Source organism: Rhodococcus sp. 3258, from assembly GCF_031456475.1.
Classification (GTDB): domain Bacteria; phylum Actinomycetota; class Actinomycetes; order Mycobacteriales; family Mycobacteriaceae; genus Rhodococcoides; species Rhodococcoides fascians.
The window spans coordinates 95298-116644 of sequence record NZ_JAVDUT010000004.1; the positions used below are offsets into that span (position 1 = coordinate 95298).

The 21347-nt window shown below is 64.7% G+C and carries 17 protein-coding genes and 1 pseudogene; 10 read left to right on the plus strand and 8 right to left on the minus strand.

Features of this window, described 5'->3' with window-relative positions; genetic code table 11:
- Positions 1-18: 18 nt before the first annotated feature.
- Both J2X62_RS14240 and J2X62_RS14245 read left to right on the plus strand, forming a co-directional pair.
- The gene (locus J2X62_RS14240; RefSeq protein WP_310181364.1) at positions 19-1320 is read left to right on the plus strand and encodes an alpha/beta hydrolase-fold protein; all 1302 of its coding nucleotides are present in this window, start codon (positions 19-21) and stop codon (positions 1318-1320) included.
- 101 nt (positions 1321-1421) lie between these two features.
- A complete protein-coding gene (locus J2X62_RS14245; protein WP_283550404.1) occupies positions 1422-3944 on the plus strand; it encodes a bifunctional lysylphosphatidylglycerol flippase/synthetase MprF in 2523 nt (840 codons plus the stop codon).
- Positions 3945-3953: 9 nt separating this feature from the next.
- Here J2X62_RS14245 and J2X62_RS14250 read toward each other — a convergent pair whose 3' ends face one another.
- The 3 genes from J2X62_RS14250 to J2X62_RS14260 are packed head-to-tail and all read right to left on the minus strand — an operon-like array spanning position 3954 to position 7395.
- Positions 3954-4823 carry an ABC transporter ATP-binding protein gene (locus J2X62_RS14250; protein ID WP_027497146.1) on the minus strand — a complete coding sequence of 290 codons (870 nt, stop codon included), beginning with the start codon at positions 4821-4823 and terminating at the stop codon, positions 3954-3956.
- Positions 4820-5872: an iron chelate uptake ABC transporter family permease subunit gene (locus J2X62_RS14255; RefSeq protein WP_174557250.1), complete on the minus strand. Its 1053-nt coding sequence runs from the start codon at positions 5870-5872 to the stop codon at positions 4820-4822. Before J2X62_RS14255 ends, J2X62_RS14250 begins: the two co-directional genes overlap by 4 nt.
- A 47-nt stretch (positions 5873-5919) precedes the next feature.
- Positions 5920-7395: an iron chelate uptake ABC transporter family permease subunit gene (locus J2X62_RS14260; protein ID WP_080732069.1), complete on the minus strand. Its 1476-nt coding sequence runs from the start codon at positions 7393-7395 to the stop codon at positions 5920-5922.
- 222 nt (positions 7396-7617) lie between these two features.
- Between J2X62_RS14260 and J2X62_RS14265 the strand changes: the two genes are divergently transcribed.
- The 8 genes from J2X62_RS14265 (at position 7618) to J2X62_RS14300 (ending at position 14823) form a co-directional block, all read left to right on the plus strand.
- Positions 7618-8340, plus strand: coding sequence for a hypothetical protein (locus tag J2X62_RS14265; RefSeq protein WP_228139410.1), 723 nt, complete (start codon positions 7618-7620; stop codon positions 8338-8340).
- Between the two features lie 222 nt (positions 8341-8562).
- Positions 8563-9024, plus strand: a complete 462-nt coding sequence (locus tag J2X62_RS14270; RefSeq protein ID WP_027497142.1) for a PaaI family thioesterase — start codon at positions 8563-8565, stop codon at positions 9022-9024.
- 5 nt (positions 9025-9029) lie between these two features.
- Complete coding sequence (locus tag J2X62_RS14275; protein ID WP_310181369.1) at positions 9030-10301, plus strand: DUF6986 family protein; 1272 nt, start codon at positions 9030-9032, stop codon at positions 10299-10301.
- A 50-nt stretch (positions 10302-10351) separates the two neighbouring features.
- On the plus strand, positions 10352-10984 hold the full coding sequence (locus J2X62_RS14280; RefSeq protein WP_048320343.1) for an urease subunit gamma: 633 nt from the start codon (positions 10352-10354) through the stop codon (positions 10982-10984).
- Complete coding sequence (locus J2X62_RS14285) at positions 10984-12705, plus strand: urease subunit alpha (protein ID WP_027497140.1); 1722 nt, start codon at positions 10984-10986, stop codon at positions 12703-12705. Before J2X62_RS14280 ends, J2X62_RS14285 begins: the two co-directional genes overlap by 1 nt.
- Complete coding sequence (locus J2X62_RS14290; protein WP_048320346.1) at positions 12705-13394, plus strand: urease accessory protein UreF; 690 nt, start codon at positions 12705-12707, stop codon at positions 13392-13394. The genes J2X62_RS14285 and J2X62_RS14290 overlap by 1 nt, the downstream gene beginning before the upstream one ends.
- Before the next feature lie 61 nt (positions 13395-13455).
- A complete protein-coding gene (ureG, locus tag J2X62_RS14295) occupies positions 13456-14160 on the plus strand; it encodes an urease accessory protein UreG (protein WP_032370566.1) in 705 nt (234 codons plus the stop codon).
- A gap of 3 nt (positions 14161-14163) precedes the next feature.
- Positions 14164-14823 (plus strand): urease accessory protein UreD, encoded by a 660-nt coding sequence (locus tag J2X62_RS14300; RefSeq protein WP_032366181.1) that lies wholly within the window; start codon positions 14164-14166, stop codon positions 14821-14823.
- A 91-nt stretch (positions 14824-14914) separates the two neighbouring features.
- On the opposite strand, the gene J2X62_RS14305 is transcribed toward J2X62_RS14300, so the two are convergent.
- From J2X62_RS14305 to dapA, 5 genes and pseudogenes are all read right to left on the minus strand, one after another.
- Positions 14915-16318: an NAD(P)/FAD-dependent oxidoreductase gene (locus tag J2X62_RS14305; RefSeq protein WP_032366182.1), complete on the minus strand. Its 1404-nt coding sequence runs from the start codon at positions 16316-16318 to the stop codon at positions 14915-14917.
- Between the two features lie 111 nt (positions 16319-16429).
- The gene (locus J2X62_RS14310) at positions 16430-17230 is read right to left on the minus strand and encodes a HugZ family protein (RefSeq protein WP_032366230.1); all 801 of its coding nucleotides are present in this window, start codon (positions 17228-17230) and stop codon (positions 16430-16432) included.
- 98 nt (positions 17231-17328) lie between these two features.
- A complete protein-coding gene (locus tag J2X62_RS14315; protein ID WP_027497135.1) occupies positions 17329-17889 on the minus strand; it encodes an isochorismatase family protein in 561 nt (186 codons plus the stop codon).
- A 32-nt stretch (positions 17890-17921) separates the two neighbouring features.
- Positions 17922-20303 (minus strand): excinuclease ABC subunit UvrA, encoded by a 2382-nt coding sequence (locus tag J2X62_RS14320; protein WP_310181376.1) that lies wholly within the window; start codon positions 20301-20303, stop codon positions 17922-17924.
- 71 nt (positions 20304-20374) lie between these two features.
- Positions 20375-21339: pseudogene (dapA, locus tag J2X62_RS14325) on the minus strand (4-hydroxy-tetrahydrodipicolinate synthase).
- Positions 21340-21347 lie beyond the last annotated feature (8 nt).

A 21347-nucleotide genomic window follows, 5' to 3' on the forward strand; every position in this document is an offset into this window, starting at 1 on the left:
GATGAGTGGAGACCTCGCGTGAAGTGGTTCGATTCACTGTCGTTGCTCGATGGGCCACTGCCGGTGATCGTGTCCGTGCTCGGCGCCGCCGGCGGACTGTGGTTGCTGGTCTCGAGGTCGCGTCGGTACGCCAGGCGTGCGCTGCCGATCGCTGCCACCGCGGCGATCGTCGTCACGGCTATCGGTTACGTACTGGTCGAAAAAGTATGGCGTCCGTTCCCCGATCCGATCGACATCTCGATCTACGTGTGGATCGGGGTGGGTGTGGCTGCCCTGTTCGCACTCGTACCACGGTCGATCGCAGCCCGCGGCGTGGTCGGCACAGTGGTGTCGGTGCTGGCGGCGGTCCTCGTGGTGGCAACGTCTGCTCTGCACGTCAACCTCGAATTCGATGCGTATCCGACCGTGGGTAATGCGCTCGGTGTCGAGTCGGCCGAGCGCATAGCGTTCTCGGACGTGCCGCCTCCGGTCTCCGACACCGTCACCGGCACGCCCCTGGAATCTGCCTGGTCCGCACCTGCCGACCTGCCTTCCGCCGGCCGCGTCACCTCCGCCACCATTCCTGCCACCGCGTCGAACTTCACGGCGCGAGACGCCCAGATCTACCTACCGCCGGCCTACTTCGCCGATCCCCGTCCGCTCCTTCCTGTCCTCGTACTGCTCGCCGGCCAGCCCGGCGCACCCGAAGACTGGTTCAACGGGGGCAAGCTCGCCGAGACCATGGACAACTTCGCGCGTGATCATGCCGGTCTGGCACCGGTGGTGGTCGTGGCCGACGGCACCGGCTCGTCGATCGCCAATCCGCTCTGCGTGGATTCGATACTCGGCAACGCGGCCACGTACCTCGCACGTGACGTTCCCGATTGGATCGACAACTCCCTGCAGGTGGATCGCAACCGTGCTCATTGGGCGATCGGCGGATTGTCCTACGGCGGAACGTGCTCGATACAGATGGCCACCAGTCATCCCGAGGTCTATCCCACGTTTCTCGACCTGTCGGGTCAGCGAGAGCCGACCCTCGGCGATCGAGATCGAACCGTGCAGCAGGCGTTCGGCGGCAACGCCGCAGCGTTCACCGCGATCAACCCTCTCGACCTGCTGAAATCGCGCCGATACCCGGACTCTGCCGGTATTTTCGTCGTGGGGTCCGAGGACAAGGATTACCAACCGGGTCAGCAGGAGATGTACGACGCGGCGAAGGCCGCTGGAATGGATGTGCAGTACGTGGAGGTACCAGGGGGACACAGCTTCGCGGTGTGGTCCGAAGGCTTACGTCGAGAACTGCCGTGGCTGGCTACGAGAACAGGACTGACGGCGTGAACACCGACGAGTCGGGGGGTCCGACGGAAGCGATCGATGCTGCGGCACCGACGTGGATGTCCGAGAAGGTGGCCGTCGTGAGATCCGCCGCCTCGGCGACGATGCGGCAGTCGCGGCGATTGTGGTCGCTGATCCTGTTCGGTGCCGTGGGTGCCCCGGTCAGCTTCACCCTGCTCGCCGTGGTCTGGCTTTCGGGGATGTATGCCGTCGTGTCGGACGGCCATGGTCAGGTCGACAGGTACTTCGCGGTAGGCATTGTCCCGTTCGAGCACTGGCATCTCTGGACGCCGCTGACATCTGGTCTGGCAGCGCCGAATATCGCGGGCTGCGTGGTGGCGACCGTTGCGGTGCTCCTCGCTGCTGCCCCGATCGAACGTCGTATCGGTTCCCGTCGGTTCGCGGTAGCCGCATTCGTGACGCAGGTTGCGGGGTCGTTGTTCGGGCTGGGCCTGGCCGTGCTGGCGAAGACCGTCGACGAGGATTGGGGTTTCCGCCTGCACGTAGGTACGGCCGTGGGCCCGACGACATGGGTCTGCGGAGTTGTGCTGGTTGCCACGTCGCGGATGGACACGCTGTGGCGCAGGCGGATTCGCGTCGGACTGCTGACCCTTCTGGTGACCCTGGCCTTGTTCGGCGGTCACCTGCAGGACGTCGTTCGGTTGGCGGCAGCGGTGATCGGTCTGATCGTGGGCCCGTGGATCGTCGGCCGCTCGGCGCGCGGTCCGAGGTTGGCGGGAACGCAGCGTGAAGGACGTGTGCTGGTCGCGCTGATCGTCGCCGCCAGTGCCCTCGGTCCGGTGCTGGCGGCCTTGAGCCCCAATGCCGTGGGGCCGTTCGCGGTGCTTCGCGACGTGGTGCGCGGCGTGCCGTACACAGCTGCCGAGGTTCGTGAGATCTGCGCCGATGCCACGACCGATCCGGTGGAATGCCGCCGCGGGCTGCTCGACCTCAGGCTGGGCGGAGTCGGGCCGACGATCCTGAGCATCATGCCGTCGCTGTTCCTGTTGGTGGTCAGTGACGGTTTGCGCCGCGGTCGACGATTCGCGTGGGCGATGGCAGTGATCTCGCAGGTGGTTCTGCTCGCGCTGTCGGTGGCGAACTACGCCATCCGATTCCTCGAAGCCGGTGACGACGAATCGTTGTTCTACGGGCTGGAATCTCCCACTGCCTACCGCACTGCCGTGCCCTTCCTTCTGCCCCTGATCGTCCTGCTGGTCCTGATCGTCACTCGGAAGTTCTTCGACGTGTCGGCACCGGCTGGCACGTACCGACGCTGGGCCGCGTCCGTCGTGGCCGCCGTAGTAGGACTCGGCCTGATCTATTCGATCGGTGGCTATCTCGGTCGCGGCGGTTTCGCCGACTCGCCGTCCTTCGGCGGATTGCTGATCGATTTCCCGCAGAGGCTGGTTCCGCCGGTCTATCTGCAGTGGCTCGAGCCCGCCCTTCTACCCCAGAGCACCCCGACCACCTTGCTGTTCGAGTGGACCGGCGTCGTGTTCTGGGTCGTGGTGTGTGCGCTCACGATCAGCACCTTCCTCACACCGGTGTACGGCCCGGAGACCGATGCCACCGAACGGGCTCGCAGCGTGCTGATGTCGAGCAGCGGCTCGGCGCTGTCGTGGATGACGACCTGGCGAGGGAACAAGTACTGGTTCAGCGCCGACGGCCGCAGCTACGTGGCGTATCGCGTCATTTCCGGCGTGGCGTTGACCACCGGAGATCCCGTCGGGCCGCGAGAATCGTTGCGAGACAACGTCGTCGAGTTTGCCGAATTCGCGTCGAAGAACGGGTGGATTCCGTGTTTCTACTCCGTCACCCCGGCCGTCCGGCGTATCACCGATTCTCTGGGATGGGGCGGTATCCAGGTCGGTGAGGAGACCGTGCTCGATCTGGACGGGATCGCGTTCACCGGCAAGCGGTTCCAGGATGTTCGTACTGCGCTCAATCGAGCGAAGAAGGCAGGCGTCGTCGCGGAGTGGATTCGGTTTCCCACCGCTCCACTGGCCATCACCGATCAGATCACCGCGATCTCCGAGGAGTGGGTGGCAGACAAGGGGATGCCGGAAATGGGCTTCACCCTCGGCGGACTCGAGGAGGTCGACGACGAGAACGTGCGATGCCTGATTGCCGTCGACGAACATCGAACCGTGCACGGGGTCACGTCGTGGATGCCCGTCTACGAGGACGGCGTCATCGTCGGGTGGACGCTCGATTTCATGCGGAGACGGTCGGAAGGTTTTCGGCCGACAATGGAGTTTCTCATCGCCTCTGCCGCCCTGCTCCTCGAGCAGGAGGGGGCCAGGTTCCTGAGCCTGTCCGGTGCACCTCTGGCCAAAGTCGACGAGAAGCAGCCCGAGCACGTGTCCAGCGCCGAGCAGTCGACGCTGTCCGGCTTGCTCGAACGGTTGCTCGATGTACTCGGGCGCACCCTCGAACCTGTCTACGGGTTCCGGTCTCTGCTGGCATTCAAATCCAAATTCCAGCCGCGCTACGAGCCGATGCACATGACGTTCGCCGATCCGGCCGCCCTGCCCAGTATCGGCAACGCAATCGGCCGGGCCTACCTGCCCGACGTGTCCATCGGTCAGGGCTTCAAGCTCGTCCGAACGATGATCGAGCGGTGACGCTCTGCGCTAGACGGCCCGCGAGTCCGGTGTCCCGGAACGCCTGTCCGATTTCACCGGACCACCGACCGACCCGTACACGTGGCGAGTTCCGATCGGAACGATGAGCGGGCGATCCGACATGGGATCGTCGATCACGGCTGCCTCGAGTCCGAACACGTCGAGCAGTAGTTCCTCCGAGATGACGTCCTGGGGGCGACCGGACGTGACGATGGTTCCTTGCTTCATGACGATCAACTGGTCGCTGTATCGCAGTGCGAGGTTGAGATCGTGCAACACCATGACGATGGTGCGGCCGAGCTCCTCGTGCAGGCGATCGACGAGGTCGAGTACCTCGATGGAGTGGGCGAGGTCGAGGTAGGTGGTCGGCTCGTCCAACAGCAGGATGTCGGTGCCTTGCGCCAGTGCCATCGAAATCCAGGCGCGTTGCCGTTGACCACCGGACAGCTCGTCGACGGGACGGTCGGCGAGGTCGCCGACGCCGGTGAGTTCGAGTGCGTTGGCCACTTCTGCCTCGTCGTCCGAGCTCCACTGCCTGATCCACGACTGATGGGGGTGACGACCGCGCGAGACCAGATCGGCGACGGTCAGTCCTTCCGGAGCAGTAGGTGCCTGCGGCAGCATGCCCAGGGTTCGGGCAACCTCTTTGGTCTTCATCGAGGAGATCGCCCGGCCGTCGAGCATCACGCTTCCGGCCTTGGGCTTGAGCAGGCGTCCGAGCGATCGCAACAGGGTCGACTTGCCGCAGCCGTTCGGGCCGATGACGGTGGTGATCACTCCGGTGTGAATCGCGAGGTCGAGGTGCTCGATGATGGTCCGGTCGCCGTAACCGAGGCTGAGATCGTCGGCGACCAAACGCGAGGCGTGGCTGATTGTCATACGGAAGCCTTTCGATTACTGCGCACGAGAAGGTACAGAAGGAACGGTCCACCGAGTGCCGAGGTGACGATGCCGACCGGCAGTTCCACCGGCAGGATCGTCCGCGCGATGAGATCACTCGCCACTACCAGCAGTCCGCCCAGCAATGCCGAGGCGATGATCGGCGGTCCCGGGGTTCGAAGGAGCCGTACCGCGATCTGCGGGGCTGCCAGTGCGACGAACGCGATCGGTCCGGCCGCAGCTGTGGCAACGGCAGCGAGTGCGACGGCGGCGAGCAACATCACGGCCTGGCTGTGCTGCAACCGCACTCCGAGCGATCGTGCATTGTCGTCACCCAGACGCAGTGCTCCCAGCGTGAACGTCGACACGATGGTTGCGCCCCCGACGATGACGACGGCGACTGCGACCGGCCACACCGTCGACCAGTTGGCTCCGTTGAGAGAACCGTTGAGCCAGACCTGCGCGCGCGACACGTCGTTGATGTCGGCGCTGATCAGCAACCACCCGATGACGGCCGTGAGCATGGCGTTGACGGCGATTCCCACCAGAATGAAGCGAAAGCCGTCGACGCCTTTCCGCCAGGCGAGTGAGTAGATCGCTATTGCGGTGAGTACTCCGCCGATCAGCGCTGCCAGTGGCAGCCCGAGGGTGGCGAGCAGACCGCTGAAGGTACCGCCGCCGCCCAGGACGATCAGCGCGACGGCTGCAGCACTGGCACCGGCGGTGATGCCGAGAATATCGGGACTGGCGAGTGCGTTTCGAGAGATGGATTGCGTGATCGCACCGGAAATTCCCAGGGCCGCTCCGACGAGCAAGCCCGTCAACGACCGGGGCAGGCGCAGGTCCATGACGATGAACCGTTCGATCCGCGTTCCGCCGCCGAGCAGGACGTCGAGCACCTGGGGGATCGACAGCGGAAAGTCGCCGCGGCCGATGTTGACACACATGACCAGAATCAAGGCGGCAGCCACGAGGACGGTGGTGACGACCATCAGTGGACGGCGGACAAGGGACACCCGCCCCAGGCGAACGGCGGGCCGTGCGGGCACGGTGCCGGGACCGGCCGTGGAGGGTTCGGGGGACCGGATCTCGGCGGTCACAGGCTCGCCAACTTTCTACGGCGTACCAGTGCGATGAAGAACGGCGCGCCGAAGAGTGCGAGGACGATGCCCACCTGCAACTCGCCCGGGCGCACCACGACGCGTCCGATGACGTCGGCGATCATCAGCATCACGCCGCCCATGAGGCCCGCGTAGGGCACGAGCCAGCGGTAGTCGGGTCCGGTCACCGCTCGGGCGATGTGCGGAACGACGAGGCCGACGAAGGCAATGGGCCCGCACGCGGCCGTTGCCGCTCCGGTCAGCAGAGTGATGGCCAGGATTCCGACGGTTCGGGTGACCGCGATGTTGGTTCCGAGGGATCGCGCTACGTCCTCGCCCAGGCTCATGACGTTCAGGCCCGGGGTGCTGGCGAGTGCGATCAGCACACCGAGAATCAGGAAGGGGAGAACCTGCCACAGCACGTCGAGCCCCCGACCGGCGACCGATCCCACCACCCAGAAGCGGTAGCCGTCGAGGCTCGTTTGGTCGAGCAACACGACGGCATTCGTCATCGCGGAGAGGAAGAACGCGACACCCGCGCCCGCCAGGGCGAGGTTGATCGGACTCGATCTGCCCGACCCGATGGACGACAGACCGAACACCACGACGCTCGCCACTGCCGAACCCGCGAACGCGAACCACAGGTACTGGCTCGGAGAGGTGAACCGGAACAGGTAGATGGCCATGACGACGAAGAACGCAGCCCCGGAATTGAGGCCGAGCAAGCTGGCATCGGCCAGCGGGTTGCGCGTATGTCCCTGGATGAGGGCACCTGCGATACCGAGCGCGATGCCGACCACCAACGCCAGCACCGTTCGGGGGACCCGCAAGGTCCGCACGATGATGTCGGTGTCCGTGCCGTTCGAATCGATCAATGCATGGGCGATCTCGGCGAACGTCAGTGGTCGGGCACCGATGGCGATGCTCGCAAAGATGCCGGCGGCCAGAGCGACGACCAGCACTGCCAGGCCGAGCAATCTGCGTCGGCGAATGGCGGCAACCGAACCATCCTTGGGAATGGGCTCGAAATCATCCGCTGCAGCTGTCTTCTCGCGCACGACCTCCGAAGTGGACCGGCCGAGACCGAACTGGCGACGGAGAGCTCGACGGACACCGACCGGGCCGGTGGTGTCGGTGTCGCGGAGCGTCAGACTCATCCACCGTCTACCTGTGCTCTGCCCCTCGTTGCCATCGCGGTAGCCGCGGTTCCAGACGAACAAGGCGACGGCCACCGAGAGAGAAATGGCTCCGAACACGACACGGTCGGCCTGGCCACCGCCGTTGTCGTCGCGAAGGGCGTCGACGATCGACCACCCGATGAACAACGGCACGAGCACGATCAGCGCGTCGATCCCCGCGGCTGCGATGCGTGTACTCCACGGTGCGGGCCCGGTGGGCACGTCCTCGGTCCCGTATCGCTCGTCGGGCGAGCGACGCGAGCCGTGAGGGCCGAGTAGCGGAGCTGTGGTCACTGGGGTCGTGACTCCTCGCTGGATCGAAGGGACACGGTTTAGGTTACGGAACCCTTGCTCGCCGTGCGACACGAGGTAAGGGTAGCGGTGCCTGACTCGGCAGCCGTATCTGGTTAGGCTAACCTACATCCATTGGTCGACGGTGGGGCGAGTTCACCGATCACGAACAGAAGGAGCGTTCAGGTGTCAGTTGCAACTGCGGCATTCACGGGCTGGGCCGATGTGCACCGATTCTCGGACCGATCCGGTGGGCACGCGCTGTTGGCCGAGTCGTGTTCCACTCTGCGCGCGCTCAATCCCGACTATCCGAGGATGTACGCGGTGGCCGCCATGGCCGACGAGGGCAAGCGGCGTTGGTGGCAGCTGTCGGTCGGCCTCGACGACGGTCGCGTCGAGCAGATGTACCGCCGTTCGCTCGAGGATCTCGAAGTACCGCACGCTGCGGCGGTGCAGGTGGCGACTGCGCTGATTCATGCGGTGGTCGGGCGGGTTGCAGCACTGCTCGTGCTCGAAGCGCGTGCCTGGGATCCGGGCATCGAGAACTTGTGGATCCATATGGACAGCGACGGGGGAATCGATTGGGCGGGTGTTGCGTCGCCCATCTTGCGAGTGCTGCCGGAGGATCCGGCTGCGGGCGAGCCCGGAACCGTGACGTTGCCCTGCGAACAGGCTCTTCTCGTCTGGACCGCGCATCGGTGCCTGACGTCTCTCGGGTCTGTCTATCGCGCGATCAGTGAGCGGGCTCCTCTGGATGCTCGCGTTTTCTGGGCGCTGGTGGGTGACGCGATCCTCGGTGCGTCGACGTACGTCCCGATCTTGGCCGGGACCGGCCCCTCCGCCGGAACGCGGCGCGGCCAGTTACTGCTCGACGCGATGGTCGCTGCCGGCGCGCCCGTGCGATCGCGAGTCGGAGTCCCGGGCCGGCAGCGGCTACGCGCGTCATGAAGGTCTTGCGTCGGAACTGAGGTATGCCTATGCTAATTTCATACCAACGGACCGCGCCGGAGACCTGAGGGCTGCAGTGTCTCCCGGTCCTTGCCACGGTGGGCCTCTCGTTCGACTCGAACGAGAGGCCCACCGATTTTCTCGGGCGGAGTGTCGTGTATTTCTGGTCATGGGTCGACTGCAGTCGGCGAACATTCTCAGTACGCGACCGGAAGCGGAGCAATGACCGATTCGAACGGCACCACCGAAGCGAGCCCCTTCGAGACCCTCACCCCGGAACAGCTGACCGAACTCTGCGGACGCGGATTCGACGGCGTGGTCGGACTGACCTACCGAGAAGTGACCGGCGACGTCGTTCGCGCAGAGTGGGATGTCACCCCGCAACTGCACCAGCCGGCCGGGATCATGCACGGTGGTGTTCTGTGCGCCGTGGTGGAATCTGTTGCCAGCATCGGTGGATCGGCCTGGTTCGGTTCGCGCGGTCATGTCGTCGGGGTGAACAACAGCACGGACTTCCTGCGAGCAACGCGCTCGGGCTCTCTTGCCGCGCACGGACATCCGATACATCGAGGCCGCACCCAACAACTCTGGCAGGTCGACATCTCCGACGAGGGCGGCCGCCTGGTGGCACAGGGCAAAGTGCGGCTGGCGAATATCGAAAACACAGCACGTCTGGGACAGTGAAGCCCATGACCGGACACGACGATGTCGTTCCCCCTTCCGCCGGCGGAGCGCTGAACGACGACGCGTTCGCCCGCATCGAAGCACTCTTCGAGCCCATCGATGCCGATCTGGCGCAGCACTATCCGGGAGACCGAATAGGCGGGCAGCCCTCCCACACTGTCTACATCCCGGCCTCCGAGGCGTCCGAGAACATCCCGGCCGCATGGGGAACCGCAGCCCTCGGCCTGCTCGATGCGCACCCCGAGGTCTTCGCCGGCCTCGGCACCACCGATGCTCTACCGGTGGTACGGGACCGGCTGAACGCAGCACCGATCCAGGACCTCAGGTTCGATTTCGAGGACGGCTACGGGTGGCGCTCCGACGCCGTCGAGGATCGTCACGCCGCGGCAGCAGGTGCAGCGTTGGCTGCGCTGGCACACGACACGGCGGGCCCGTCGTGGCTGGGCATCCGTGCGAAAGGCCTTGCCGCTCATGAGCGTCGGCGTGGCATTCGAACCCTGGAACTCGTCCTGGACGGGGCCGGGGGAGTGCCCGACGGGTTCGTGTTCACAGTGCCCAAACTCCGCGCGGTCGAGCAGGTTTCGGCCGTGGTCGCGTTGTGCGAAGAACTCGAGCGGGCTCACGGTCTTCCCGATCGGGCACTCCGTTTCGAGTTGCAGATCGAAAGCCCACAGGCCGTGATCGGTGCCGACGGTACGACGACGTTGGCGCGTGCGATAGCCCGCGCGGATGGTCGCTGCACGTCGCTCCACTACGGCACCTACGACTACAGCGCGGCGTGTGGAATCACATCGGCGCAGCAATCTCTGGCTCATCCGGTGGCAGACCATGCCAAGAACATCATGTTGGTTGCGGCAGCGCAGACAGGCGTGTGGGTGTGCGACGGGTCCACCCAGGTGGTTCCGACCGGTAGCTCCGAACAAGTGGCAGCGTCGGCGCGGCGCCACTTCGATCTGGTGACCAGATCCCTCGAGCGGGGCTTCTACCAGGGGTGGGACATGCACCCCGGTCATCTGGTGACGCGGTGGTTGGCCACGTTCGAGTTCTTTCGTCACGCGATGCCCGTCGCCGCAGCTCGGCTGGGCAACTACCTCGATCGTCGCGGCGGAGATGTGATGGACGAGCCGGCGACGGCGCAAGCTCTCGCGGGCGTATTGGTACGCGGCCTGGACGCGGGCGCGTTCGGGGTCACCGAACTGCAGGACGTGGCCCCTTCTGTCGACCGAAATGTCCTGCGGGGTCTGCTCGATCGGTCGGTCACCGTGCCCTTGGGCTGACTGCGTGTCAGAATTGCCGAGCATCATCACCGATCGGACGGAGAACCTACATGCGGTTGTCTCCGCACGAGCAGGATCGACTGCTCGTCAGCTACGCCGCCGAACTCGCGCGGCGGCGCCGTGCTCGCGGCCTGAAACTCAATCACCCCGAGGCGATCGCGGTCATCACCGATCACCTCCTCGAGGGTGCTCGTGACGGAAAGTCCGTGGCAGAGCTGATGGCGTCGGGCCGGGAAGTGCTCACGGCCGACGACGTACTGAGTGGTGTGCCCGAACTGCTTCCCGAGGTGATGGTGGAAGCGACGTTTCCCGACGGAACGAAGCTGATCACTGTGCACGAGCCGATCTCGCCCGAGCGCGGAGACGGCCATCTGGTTCCGGGTGAGATCTTCACCGTCGCAGGAGATATCGAGATCAACGATGGCGCCGAATCGATCACCTTGACGGTGGTGAACGGCGGCGATCGACCGGTGCAGGTGGGAAGTCACGTGCATCTTCCTCAAGCGAACGCCGCCCTGCAGTTCGATCGCGATCGCGCCTACGGGTGTCGGCTCGACATTCCGGCCGGCACTGCCGTGCGCTTCGAGCCGGGCATCGAGCAGACGGTGCAACTCGTGCCCCTCGGTGGGACCCGCGAGGTATACGGCTTGAGCATGACACCTCCAGGAAAGTTGGACAGCTGATGGCGCGTATGAGTCGCAGTCGATACGCCCAGTTGTTCGGCCCCACGACGGGTGATCGGATTCGGTTGGCCGACACCGACCTTCTGATCGAGATCACCGAGGACAGAAGTGGTGGTCCGGGCAAGGCCGGCGAGGAAGCGGTGTTCGGCGGCGGCAAAGTGATCCGTGAGTCGATGGGCCAGTCACGTGCCACCCGGGCAGACGGTGCCCCGGATACCGTCATCACCGGAGTGGTCGTCGTCGATTACTGGGGAATCATCAAGGCAGACCTCGGTATTCGCGACGGTCGGATCGTTGCGCTCGGAAAGGCCGGCAATCCCGACACCATGACCGGCGTTCATCCGGATCTCGTGATCGGACCATCGACCGAGATCATCGCGGGCAACGGAAAGATCGTCACGGCCGGCGGCATCGATTGCCATGTGCACCTCATCTGCCCGCAGATCAAGGAAGAAGCCCTGGGCGGCGGCATCACCACGGTGATCGCGGGTGGTACCGGGCCCGCCGAAGGGAGCAAGGCAACCACCGTCACCCCGGGTGCCTGGCATCTGTCCAGGATGCTCGAATCTCTCGACGACTGGCCGATGAACATCGTGCTGCTCGGCAAAGGCAACACGGTCAATCCCGATTCGATGTGGGAGCAGTTGCGCGGCGGCGCTTCGGGATTCAAGTTGCACGAGGATTGGGGGTCGACTCCCGCCGCGATCGACGCGTGCCTGCGAGTGTGCGACGAGGCGGGAGTTCAAGCGGCTCTTCACTCCGACACCCTCAACGAGGCCGGATTCGTCGAGACCACCCTCGCTGCGATCAACGGCCGTGGAATACACGCTTATCACACCGAAGGTGCAGGCGGCGGACACGCTCCCGACATCATCACCGTTGCCGCGCAAGCACACGTGCTGCCCAGCTCGACCAATCCGACGCGTCCGCACACCGTGAACACGTTGGACGAGCATCTCGACATGTTGATGGTGTGCCATCACCTCAGTCCGAGCATTCCGGAGGATCTGGCGTTCGCCGAGAGCCGCATTCGGCCGTCGACCATCGCGGCCGAGGACTTGCTGCACGACATGGGAGCGATCTCGATGATCGGCAGCGACGCTCAGGCCATGGGACGTATCGGTGAGGTGGTACTGCGAACCTGGCAGACGGCTCATGTCATGAAGGCGCGGCGCGGATACCTGCCCGGGGACAACGGTGCCGACAACAATCGGGTCAGGCGATACGTCGCGAAGTACACGATCTGTCCGGCCGTGGCCCACGGTCTCGATGCGGAGATCGGGTCGATCGAAACGGGCAAGCTCGCCGATCTGGTGTTGTGGGATCCAGCCTTCTTCGGTGTGCGTCCGCACATGGTCATCAAGGGCGGCATGATCGCGTGGGCCGCGATGGGCGACGCCAATGCATCCATTCCTACGCCGCAACCCGAACTGCCGCGGCCGATGTTCGGAGCGTCACCCAAGGCAGCCGCTGCGACGTCGCTGCATTTCGTTGCGCCACAAGCGATCGAGGACGGTCTGGCCGATCGCCTCGCGTGCGATCGTCGTCTCGTTCCGGTTGCGAACGTGCGCGGGATCAGGAAAGCCGATATGCCGCTCAACGATTCGCTTCCGGAGATCGAAGTCGATCCGGACACCTTCACCGTGCGTATCGACGGCGAGGTGTGGAAGGAACAACCGGCGTCGGAATTGCCGATGGCGCAACGGTATTTCCTCTTCTGATGGCGCTTGGATCCCTCTCGTCGACTGCGTCGTCGTACGCTGCACGTCGACAGGTCACAACCCTCCTCTCGCTTGCAGATTCGCGGCTTCCCACCGGTGGGCACGTCCATTCCGGGGGAGTCGAAGAAGCGATCGCATCAGGTTTCGTGCGCGACATCGATACCCTCGAGGCATTTCTGCGTCGGCGAATTCGGACGTCGGGAGCCACGGCGGCGTCCATCGCGGGTGCGGTTGTTCTCGGCTCGTTGGACACGGATGCGGCCGACGCCGAGTGCGATGCCCGGACGCCGTCGCCGGCAGTGCGAGCTGCGTCGCGAGCTCAGGGTCGGGGGTTGCTCAGATTGGCCAAATCAGCATGGCCGCATCACGATTGGCTGTCCATCGGCCGGCGGCCGCATCTGGCCGTCGCGGCGGGGCACGTGGGACTCGCAGCCGACCTGTCCGTCGCCGACACCGCGGCTGTGCAGGTGTACATCACCATGACCGGCTCGGCGATCGCGGCGCAACGTCTGCTTGCGCTCGACCCCGCCGAGGTTGCCTCGTGCACCATTCGGTTAGGGGACTTCTGCGACGAGGTGGCCGACGCCGCGTGCGCATCGCTCCCGGTTCTGATGGAGCTGTCCGATCCGCTGCTGGACATGTTCGCCGAAGCCCACGCCGTCCGCGATCGCCCATTGTTCGTATCCTGAACTCACGACCGCCGACACGGTTCTCGACCGCAGTACCGTTTTCTCGACCGAAGGAGATGTCATGCCCCCGCACCTGATCGATGGTGAGCCCCACGACCACGGGTTGGACCGACCCAAGCGCACACGGGTCGCAGGCGATGCTTTGCGTGTGGGAATCGGCGGACCCGTCGGGTCGGGCAAGACCGCCTTGGTGGCCGCCTTGTGCCGCCAGCTCCGCGACGAGCTGTCTCTGGCCGTGCTCACCAACGATATCTACACCACCGAGGATGCCGACTTCCTGCGGCGGCACGCAGTGTTGCCGGACGAGCGCATCACGGCCGTGCAGACCGGCGGCTGTCCGCATACCGCGATACGCGACGACATCACCGCCAATCTCGACGCGATCGACGACCTGATCGAGAACAACCCCCCTCTCGACCTGATTCTGGTGGAGTCCGGTGGCGACAATCTCACCGCCACGTTTTCGTCCGGTTTGATCGACGTCCAGATTTTTGTCGTCGACGTCGCGGGAGGAGACAAGGTGCCTCGTAAGGGTGGCCCCGGCGTGACGTTCTCCGACCTGCTCGTCGTCAACAAGACCGATCTCGCGCCGTACGTCGGTGCGGATCTGGGTGTCATGGAGCGCGACGCCGCGCAGGTGCGCGAGGGTCGTCCCACGGCCCTGATCTCTCTCACGGACGATCCCGCAGCAACGACGGTGCTCGGCTGGGTGCGTGAGCAATTGAAGGTCATCGCCGACGCCGACGCACACGACCACGCGCACTGAACGATGCACACCGAGCTCCGCATCGACGCGAGTCGTCGACGCAGTCCCCGCATCACATCGGTCGGCGGACTCGCAGGTAGGCAGACGGGGCCCGACACCGTCCACTTGATCGGCACCGCGGCCACGCCTCTCGGCGGAGACACCATCAGCGTCAGGATCTCGGTGGCTGCCGGCGCTCGTCTGGATGTGCGCAGTGTGGCGGCGTCCTTGGCGATGCCCGGTGCAGCACAACGTCATTCGTCGGCGCACTGGCACGTCGAGCTGGGGGCGGGGGCGTCACTCGTCTTCGACCCCGAGCCGATGGTTGTCGTGTCCGATGCCTCTCACACGGTGCTCAATGTCATCGAATTGGAACAAGACTCCGATCTGTGGCTGCGTGAGCGCGTACAGATCGGCAGGCTCGACGAGGTGGCGGGACAGTGGGCGAGTTCGATGCACTGCGATGTGGGAGGTACGCCGCTGTTGCGCCACCGGGTGGAACTGGGGGAGGGGACGGTGGCGCACGACGGGTTGTCGGCACCGATGTCGATGTCCAGCACGCTTCGCTATCCGGACAGCCGGGATTCCGAGGTCGATCTGGCGGGCGGCACCGTGCGCTTGGCCTTGGCTGGGGGTGGCTCGCTGAGTACCTCCGTCGGTCATCGCCTTCAGCCGACCCGATAGATCGGGCAGGGCAGAAAGAAAGGGCTCCGTCCGACGATGTGCGTCGGACGGAGCCCTTTCTGCTTCGCTTACCTTGCGGGTGCTGCGTGAATCAACCCGCTGCTTTTTCGCGTTCCTCTTCGACCTCGGCCGTCCGCTTGTTCACGTCGCCCGCTTTCTCGAGAGAGTTCAGTTGTTCGATGGCAAGCCGCGCGAACACCTGCTGCTCCGTCGATGCCATCTGAGCACGGCCTCTACCGAGGAACGTGACGAACCAGGAAATGACCGTGGTGATACGGCTGCGGTACCCCACCAGGTAGTACAGGTGGAGGGCGAGCCACATGAGCCATGCGATGAAGCCACCGAACTCCAGCTTGCCGACCTTCGCCACCGCATTGAAACGCGACACCGTGGCCATGGAGCCCTTGTCGAAGTACTTGAAGGGTGCTCGCTGGGTGGGGTCGTCCTGCCCCTTGACCGATGCCTTGATCAGCTTGGCGGCGTAGGTGGCACCCTGGATCGCACCCTGCGCCATGCCGGGAACGTCCTTGACCGACATCAAGTCGCCGATGACGAAGACGTTCGGATGACCCTTGACAGTCAGATCCGGTTCCACCAGAACTCGGCCGGCGCGGTCCGTCTCCGAACCCGACTGGTCGGCCAGCTGCTTGCCGAGCGGGCTGCCCTGCACGCCCGCGGACCAGACCTTGCACTGAGCCTCGATACGACGCGTCGTTCCGTCTTTTTCCTTGACGGTCAGGCCGTCGTTGTCGACGTCGGTGACCATCGCGTTGAGCTGGATCTCGACACCGAGCTTCTCGAGCCGTTCGGCTGCCTTGCGGCCGAGCTTCTCGCCCATCGGGGGAAGGACGGCCGGTGCGGCGTCGAGCAGGATGACGCGCGCGTCGCGGGGGTCGATGTTGCGGAACGCCCCGTCGAGGGTGCGGTCGGCGAGTTCGGCGATCTGCCCGGCGAGTTCGACACCCGTCGGACCTGCTCCGACGACGACGAACGTCATCAGGCGGTCCTTCTCCTCTTGGTCGTCGGAGAGTTCCGCCTGCTCGAAGGCTCCGAGGATGCGTCCGCGCAGTTCGAGTGCATCGTCGATTGTCTTCATGCCGGGCGCGAACTCGGCGAAATGGTCGTTACCGAAGTACGACTGCTGGGCACCGGCGGCCACGATCAGGCTGTCGAACGGGGTGACGGTGACGCGCTCGAGCAACTTGGACGTGACCGTCTTGGCTTCGAGATCGATGTTCAGCACGTCGCCCAGCAACACTTCGGCGTTCTTCTGCTTGCGCAGAATGACGCGGGTGGTGGGAGCGATCTCACCGACGGACAGAATGCCTGTGGCCACCTGGTAGAGCAGCGGCTGGAATAGGTGGTGGGTCGTCTTTGCGACGAGGGTGATATCGACGTCGGCCTTCTTGAGCGCCTTGACGCCGAACAGACCTCCGAACCCGGAACCGATGACGACGACACGGTGACGCTTCGATTCGACCGGTTGGATGCTCATTACCTGCTCCCTAGACGTTGCGATGTAGCCACAACGGTAGTCGCCCCGGGGCGGAGCGTCTCGCCAAGGGCCCAGCTATCGGTCGAGGTGCAGCTTTCACTGTCACGAGGACTACGGGGCGGTCGCCGACCTCCTGGCCAGTTCCACCGTTGCAGCGCGCAGCTCGTCCGCGGAATCGATGGGCTCGGAGTAACCGACTCTGGTGTAGGCCACACCGCGCGGTGTGTGGACGTTCAGATCGAGGCCGTATCGATCTGCGGCTGTACACGTCGCCGAGGTCGCGTCCGGGTAGCCCCCCAGCTGACGGGCCATCGCCAACAGTGACGTCGCATGGTCCGCGTTGAGGTGCTCGACGGCGTAGGCCGAGGACGGAGACACGGGATCCGGGGACGCCTCGGAGTACGCGTCGGCCGTCGCCGAATCCATTCGGCCGTACCCGCCGACCCATCGCACCCGATGTACTCGCATGACCCAAAGCGTGAAGTCGCTGTAATCCACGTAGTACTTGGCGGCCGGCACCGCGTCGAGATGCGCTTGTCGTGCGGCAGTGAGCTCGGCTCCTGCCGGTCGCTCGACCACCCCGGCCAGCGTGATGCGGCCCGAGGCCAGCGGGTCCGTCTGTGACTGGGGTGCAACGATCGACAGACTCGCTCGTGGATCACCGTCGAGATTTCGACCATGCTCCGCCATCCGCGACACGCACAGCACGGGTGCTCCGTCGAGCAAGCCGTATGTCACGAACGACGCCCATGGATCGCCGTCGGCGGTCAGGCTGGCCAGCGTCGCGATATTGGTGGACGCAGCGATCGTGCGCGCCTCCTCGGCCGCCGACGGACGACGGTCCGCGACCACCGGAGACAGGGGAGGGGGAACGGACGGGGCGTCGCCGGGATCGCCGTGATCGAGTGCCATGGGCGGCAGTCTACGTTCGTCCCGGAACGAGATGGTGTGCGTGCGTGACCGGGTTGCCGTCAGCACGAGTCGAACAGAGCAACAATAGGAGCGTCAGGCTAGCGGCCGACGAACGCGACGTCCTCGGTGGCGACGGCCGATGCGGTTCGACCGGGTGCGGTCTGGTTGTCCCAGTACATGTTCGTGTGCGCGATGACCTGCTGCGCTGTAGGCAGGGCGGGGTCCGGCAGGTTCTCCGTCGTGTGGGCGTCGCTGACCAAGGTCACGTCGTACCCACGAATCAGAGCTCCGTGCAGAGTCGATCGCACACAGAAGTCCGTTTGCGCGCCGGCAACCACCACACGACCGACGCTGGCACCGGCGAGCACCTCCTCCAAGGACGTGTCCTCGAAGGCGTCTCCATGCTTCTTGTGCACCAATGCGTCTCCGGCGTCGATCGGAAGTTCCTCCACGAGTTGCCAGCCCGGGCTGCCGGACACGAGCTCGTGGTCCGAGGAATGCTGCACCCAGATCACCGGTGTGTCGGTCTTTCGCGCTCGTGAGACCAGTCGCACCATGTTGTCGACGACGCGAGTGCGATCGTGGGCGGCGGCCATGACGTCGTTCTGGACGTCGACGATCAACAGCGCAGTTGCAGGGCGGTCGGGCAGGGTGGTCACGTCGTCTCCATCGAGTATTCGGTTCTGGTCAGCTATCCGACGTACGCGGCCAGGTGCTTCGCGGTCAGGGTGGATCCGTCTGCCACCAGATCTGCGGGGGTGCCCTCGAACACCACGAGGCCGCCGTCGTGCCCGGCCCCAGGGCCGAGGTCGATGATCCAGTCGGCGTGGGCCATGACGGCCTGATGGTGCTCGATGACGATCACCGACTTACCCGAATCGACCAGGCGGTCGAGCAACCCGAGCAGTTTGTCCACATCGGCGAGGTGTAGCCCGGTGGTCGGCTCGTCGAGTACGTACACCCCGCCCTTCTCGGCCATGTGTGTCGCGAGCTTGAGTCGTTGCCGTTCGCCGCCCGACAGAGTCGTCAGCGGCTGGCCGATCTTCAGGTAGCCGAGTCCGACGTCGTCGAGCCGTTGCAGAATCTTGTGTGCCGCAAGCAGTTTCGCCGGGCCGTCGGAGAAAAATTCCTCGGCCTCGGCGACCGACATGGACAGCACCTCGTCGATGTTTCGGCCGCCGAAATGGTACTCGAGTACCGAAGCTTGAAACCGTTTGCCCTCGCACACCTCACACGTCGTAGCAACGCCGGCCATCATGGCGAGGTCGCTGTAGATGACTCCCGCCCCATTGCACGTCGGGCAGGCACCCTCCGAATTGGAGCTGAACAGAGCGGGTTTGACCGCATTCTCCTTCGCGAAGGCTTTGCGGATGGGTTCGAGCAGACCCGTGTAGGTCGCGGGGTTGCTTCGCCTCGATCCGCGGATGGCACCTTGATCGACCGAGACCACATCGTCGGTGCCCGAAAGCGACCCGTGAATCAGCGAGCTCTTACCGGAGCCCGCCACTCCGGTGACAACGACCAGCACGCCGAGTGGAACGTCGACGTCCACGTCTCGCAGATTGTGCGAATCCGCCCCTCGAATCTCGAGCACCTCGGAGAACTCGCGAACCGAATCCTTGAGACTCGCGCGGTCGTCGAAATGGCGGCCGGTGACCGTATCGCTCTGCCTCAGTTGGTCGACGGTGCCCTCGAAGCAGACGTGCCCACCCGCACTGCCGGCACCGGGCCCCAGGTCGACGACATGGTCGGCGATGGCGATCGTTTCCGGCTTGTGCTCCACAACGAGAACGGTGTTTCCCTTGTCCCGCAACTGCAGAAGAAGGTTGTTCATCCGTTCGATGTCGTGGGGGTGAAGACCCGTCGTCGGCTCGTCGAACACGTAGGTGACGTCGGTCAACGAAGAGCCGAGATGTCGAATCATCTTCGTGCGCTGCGCTTCTCCGCCCGACAGTGTGCCCGACGGCCGATTCAGGCTCAGGTAGCCGAGGCCGATCTCCACGAACGAGTCCAGGGTCTCGCTCAGCGTCGTCAGCAGCGGTGCGACCGACGGTTCCTTCAGGCCTGCGACCCACGTGGCCAGATCGCTGATCTGCATCGAGCAGGCGTCGGCGATGTTGATGCCCTTGATCTTCGACGATCGTGCACCCTCGTTGAGCCGCGTTCCGTCGCATTCGGGACACGTGGTGAACGTGATCGCACGCTCCACGAACGCCCGGATATGCGGCTGCATCGCGTCGACGTCCTTAGAGAGGAACGACTTCTGGATCTGAGGGATCAGGCCCGAATAGGTCAGATTGATGCCCTCGACCTTGATCTTCGTGGGCTCTCGATACAGCAGATCGTCGAGCTCTTTCTTCGTGTATTTCGCGATGGGTTTGTCGGGGTCGAAGTAACCGCAGCCGCGAAAGATTCTGCCGTACCAGCCTTCCATGCTGTAGCCGGGAATCGTGATGGCGCTCTCGTTGAGGGACTTGCTCGCGTCGTACAGGGCATTCAAGTCGAAGTCGCTGATCGAGCCGCGTCCCTCGCAGCGCGGGCACATTCCACCGGTGACGGAGAAGGACTTCTTTTCGGTGGTCTGACGACCTCCCTTGTCCACCTTGTAAGCACCTGCACCGGAGACCGATGCCACGTTGAACGAAAAAGCCTGTGCAGAGCCGATATACGGCTTCCCCACTCTGCTGAATAGAATGCGAAGCATGGCATAGGCGTCGGTGGCGGTTCCGACGGTGGAGTGGGGATTGGCACCCATTCGCTGTTGATCGACGATGATGGCCGTCGTGAGCCCGTCCATCACATCGACGTCGGGCCGCGCGAGAGTCGGCATGAAGCCCTGAACGAAGGCGCTGTAGGTCTCGTTGATCATGCGCTGGGATTCGGCCGCGATGGTGCTGAAGACGAGGGAGCTCTTTCCGGACCCGGAGACACCGGTGAACACCGTGAGGCGTCGCTTGGGAAGTTCGACGCTGATGTCGGCGAGATTGTTCTGCCGCGCGCCCTGTACTCGAATCAGATCGTGACTGTCGGCGGCGTGCGCTGCCGATTTCTGCGTGACCTTGGTCGTCGCCATGCTCGCGGTGTCTCCTGATCGTCACGGCAACCGAAACCGAGAAGGTCGATTGCACCGAGGTATGTGTGCGATCACGGTAGTCGTATCGGAACGCGCATGCTTCTCGATTCCTGATCGATTCCTGTCACCGCCAACGCGTGGGTCAGACGCTGCAGATCTGCGGCGGACGATTCGAGCAACGGGCGCCGCACTGTGGCGTCGACCAGCACACCGATGGCGACCAAGGCCGCCTTGGCCATGATCGCTCCCTGGGTGGTGCGCATGACGGCCTCGACGAGAGGTAGCAGCGATCGCTGTACCGCGTTCGCGCGAGTCAGATCTCCGGCACGGACCGCGTCGAAGAGGTCGGCGTAGCGGTCGGCGACGACATTGCCGACCACACTCACCGAACCCGTTGCACCGCAGCACAGATAGGGCAGGGTCAATTCGTCGATACCGCAGTAATAGGCCAGGTCGGTTTCAGCCATGACGTTCATCGCCTCGTATAGGTCGCCTTTCGCGTCCTTGACCGCCGTGATCGAGGTATGCCGCGAGAGGTCGACCAGCGTCGACGCGTCGATCGGCACACCGGTCCGAGCCGGCACGTCGTACACCATGACCGGGAGCGCTCCGGCGTCGGCGATGGCAACGATGTGATCGGCGATGCCGGCCTGCGTGGGGCGCGAATAGTAGGGGCGGTGACGAGCAACGCGTCGGCCCCTGCATCGGCGGCACGTCGCGCCGACTCGATCCCGGCGGAGGTGTCGTTGGTGCCGACACCCGCGATCACGCGCAGGGCGTGGCCCGAGAATTCGCGCGTCGCCGTGATCAGATCGGCCTGCTCACGCGGCGTGAGAGTCGGTGCCTCCCCGGTGGTGCCGGCGACAACGACGCCGTCGCAACCGGTCGCGAGCAAGTGGGCCAGCAAGGCGTCGGTGCCGGTGCGGCTCACCTGCCCATCGGCGTTCATCGGTGTGCACATGGCAACCAGGTTGGTGCCGAACGTCGACGTGGCCGAAGAATTGGACATGTTCATCGTCCGAGTGTGAGCCCACATGATCGTCT

Excerpts from the sequence above, each read along its gene's own strand:
- J2X62_RS14245 (WP_283550404.1), top strand. The coding sequence starts at position 1,422 with ATGCGGCAGTCGCGGCGATTGTGGTCGCTGATCCTGTTCGGTGCCGTG.
- J2X62_RS14250 (WP_027497146.1), bottom strand. The coding sequence starts at position 4,823 with ATGACAATCAGCCACGCCTCGCGTTTGGTCGCCGACGATCTCAGCCTC.
- J2X62_RS14270 (WP_027497142.1), top strand. The coding sequence starts at position 8,563 with ATGACCGATTCGAACGGCACCACCGAAGCGAGCCCCTTCGAGACCCTC.
- J2X62_RS14275 (WP_310181369.1), top strand. The coding sequence starts at position 9,030 with ATGACCGGACACGACGATGTCGTTCCCCCTTCCGCCGGCGGAGCGCTG.
- J2X62_RS14280 (WP_048320343.1), top strand. The coding sequence starts at position 10,352 with ATGCGGTTGTCTCCGCACGAGCAGGATCGACTGCTCGTCAGCTACGCC.
- J2X62_RS14285 (WP_027497140.1), top strand. The coding sequence starts at position 10,984 with ATGGCGCGTATGAGTCGCAGTCGATACGCCCAGTTGTTCGGCCCCACG.
- J2X62_RS14290 (WP_048320346.1), top strand. The coding sequence starts at position 12,705 with ATGGCGCTTGGATCCCTCTCGTCGACTGCGTCGTCGTACGCTGCACGT.
- ureG (WP_032370566.1), top strand. The coding sequence starts at position 13,456 with ATGCCCCCGCACCTGATCGATGGTGAGCCCCACGACCACGGGTTGGAC.
- J2X62_RS14300 (WP_032366181.1), top strand. The coding sequence starts at position 14,164 with ATGCACACCGAGCTCCGCATCGACGCGAGTCGTCGACGCAGTCCCCGC.
- J2X62_RS14305 (WP_032366182.1), bottom strand. The coding sequence starts at position 16,318 with ATGAGCATCCAACCGGTCGAATCGAAGCGTCACCGTGTCGTCGTCATC.
- J2X62_RS14310 (WP_032366230.1), bottom strand. The coding sequence starts at position 17,230 with ATGGCACTCGATCACGGCGATCCCGGCGACGCCCCGTCCGTTCCCCCT.
- J2X62_RS14320 (WP_310181376.1), bottom strand. The coding sequence starts at position 20,303 with ATGGCGACGACCAAGGTCACGCAGAAATCGGCAGCGCACGCCGCCGAC.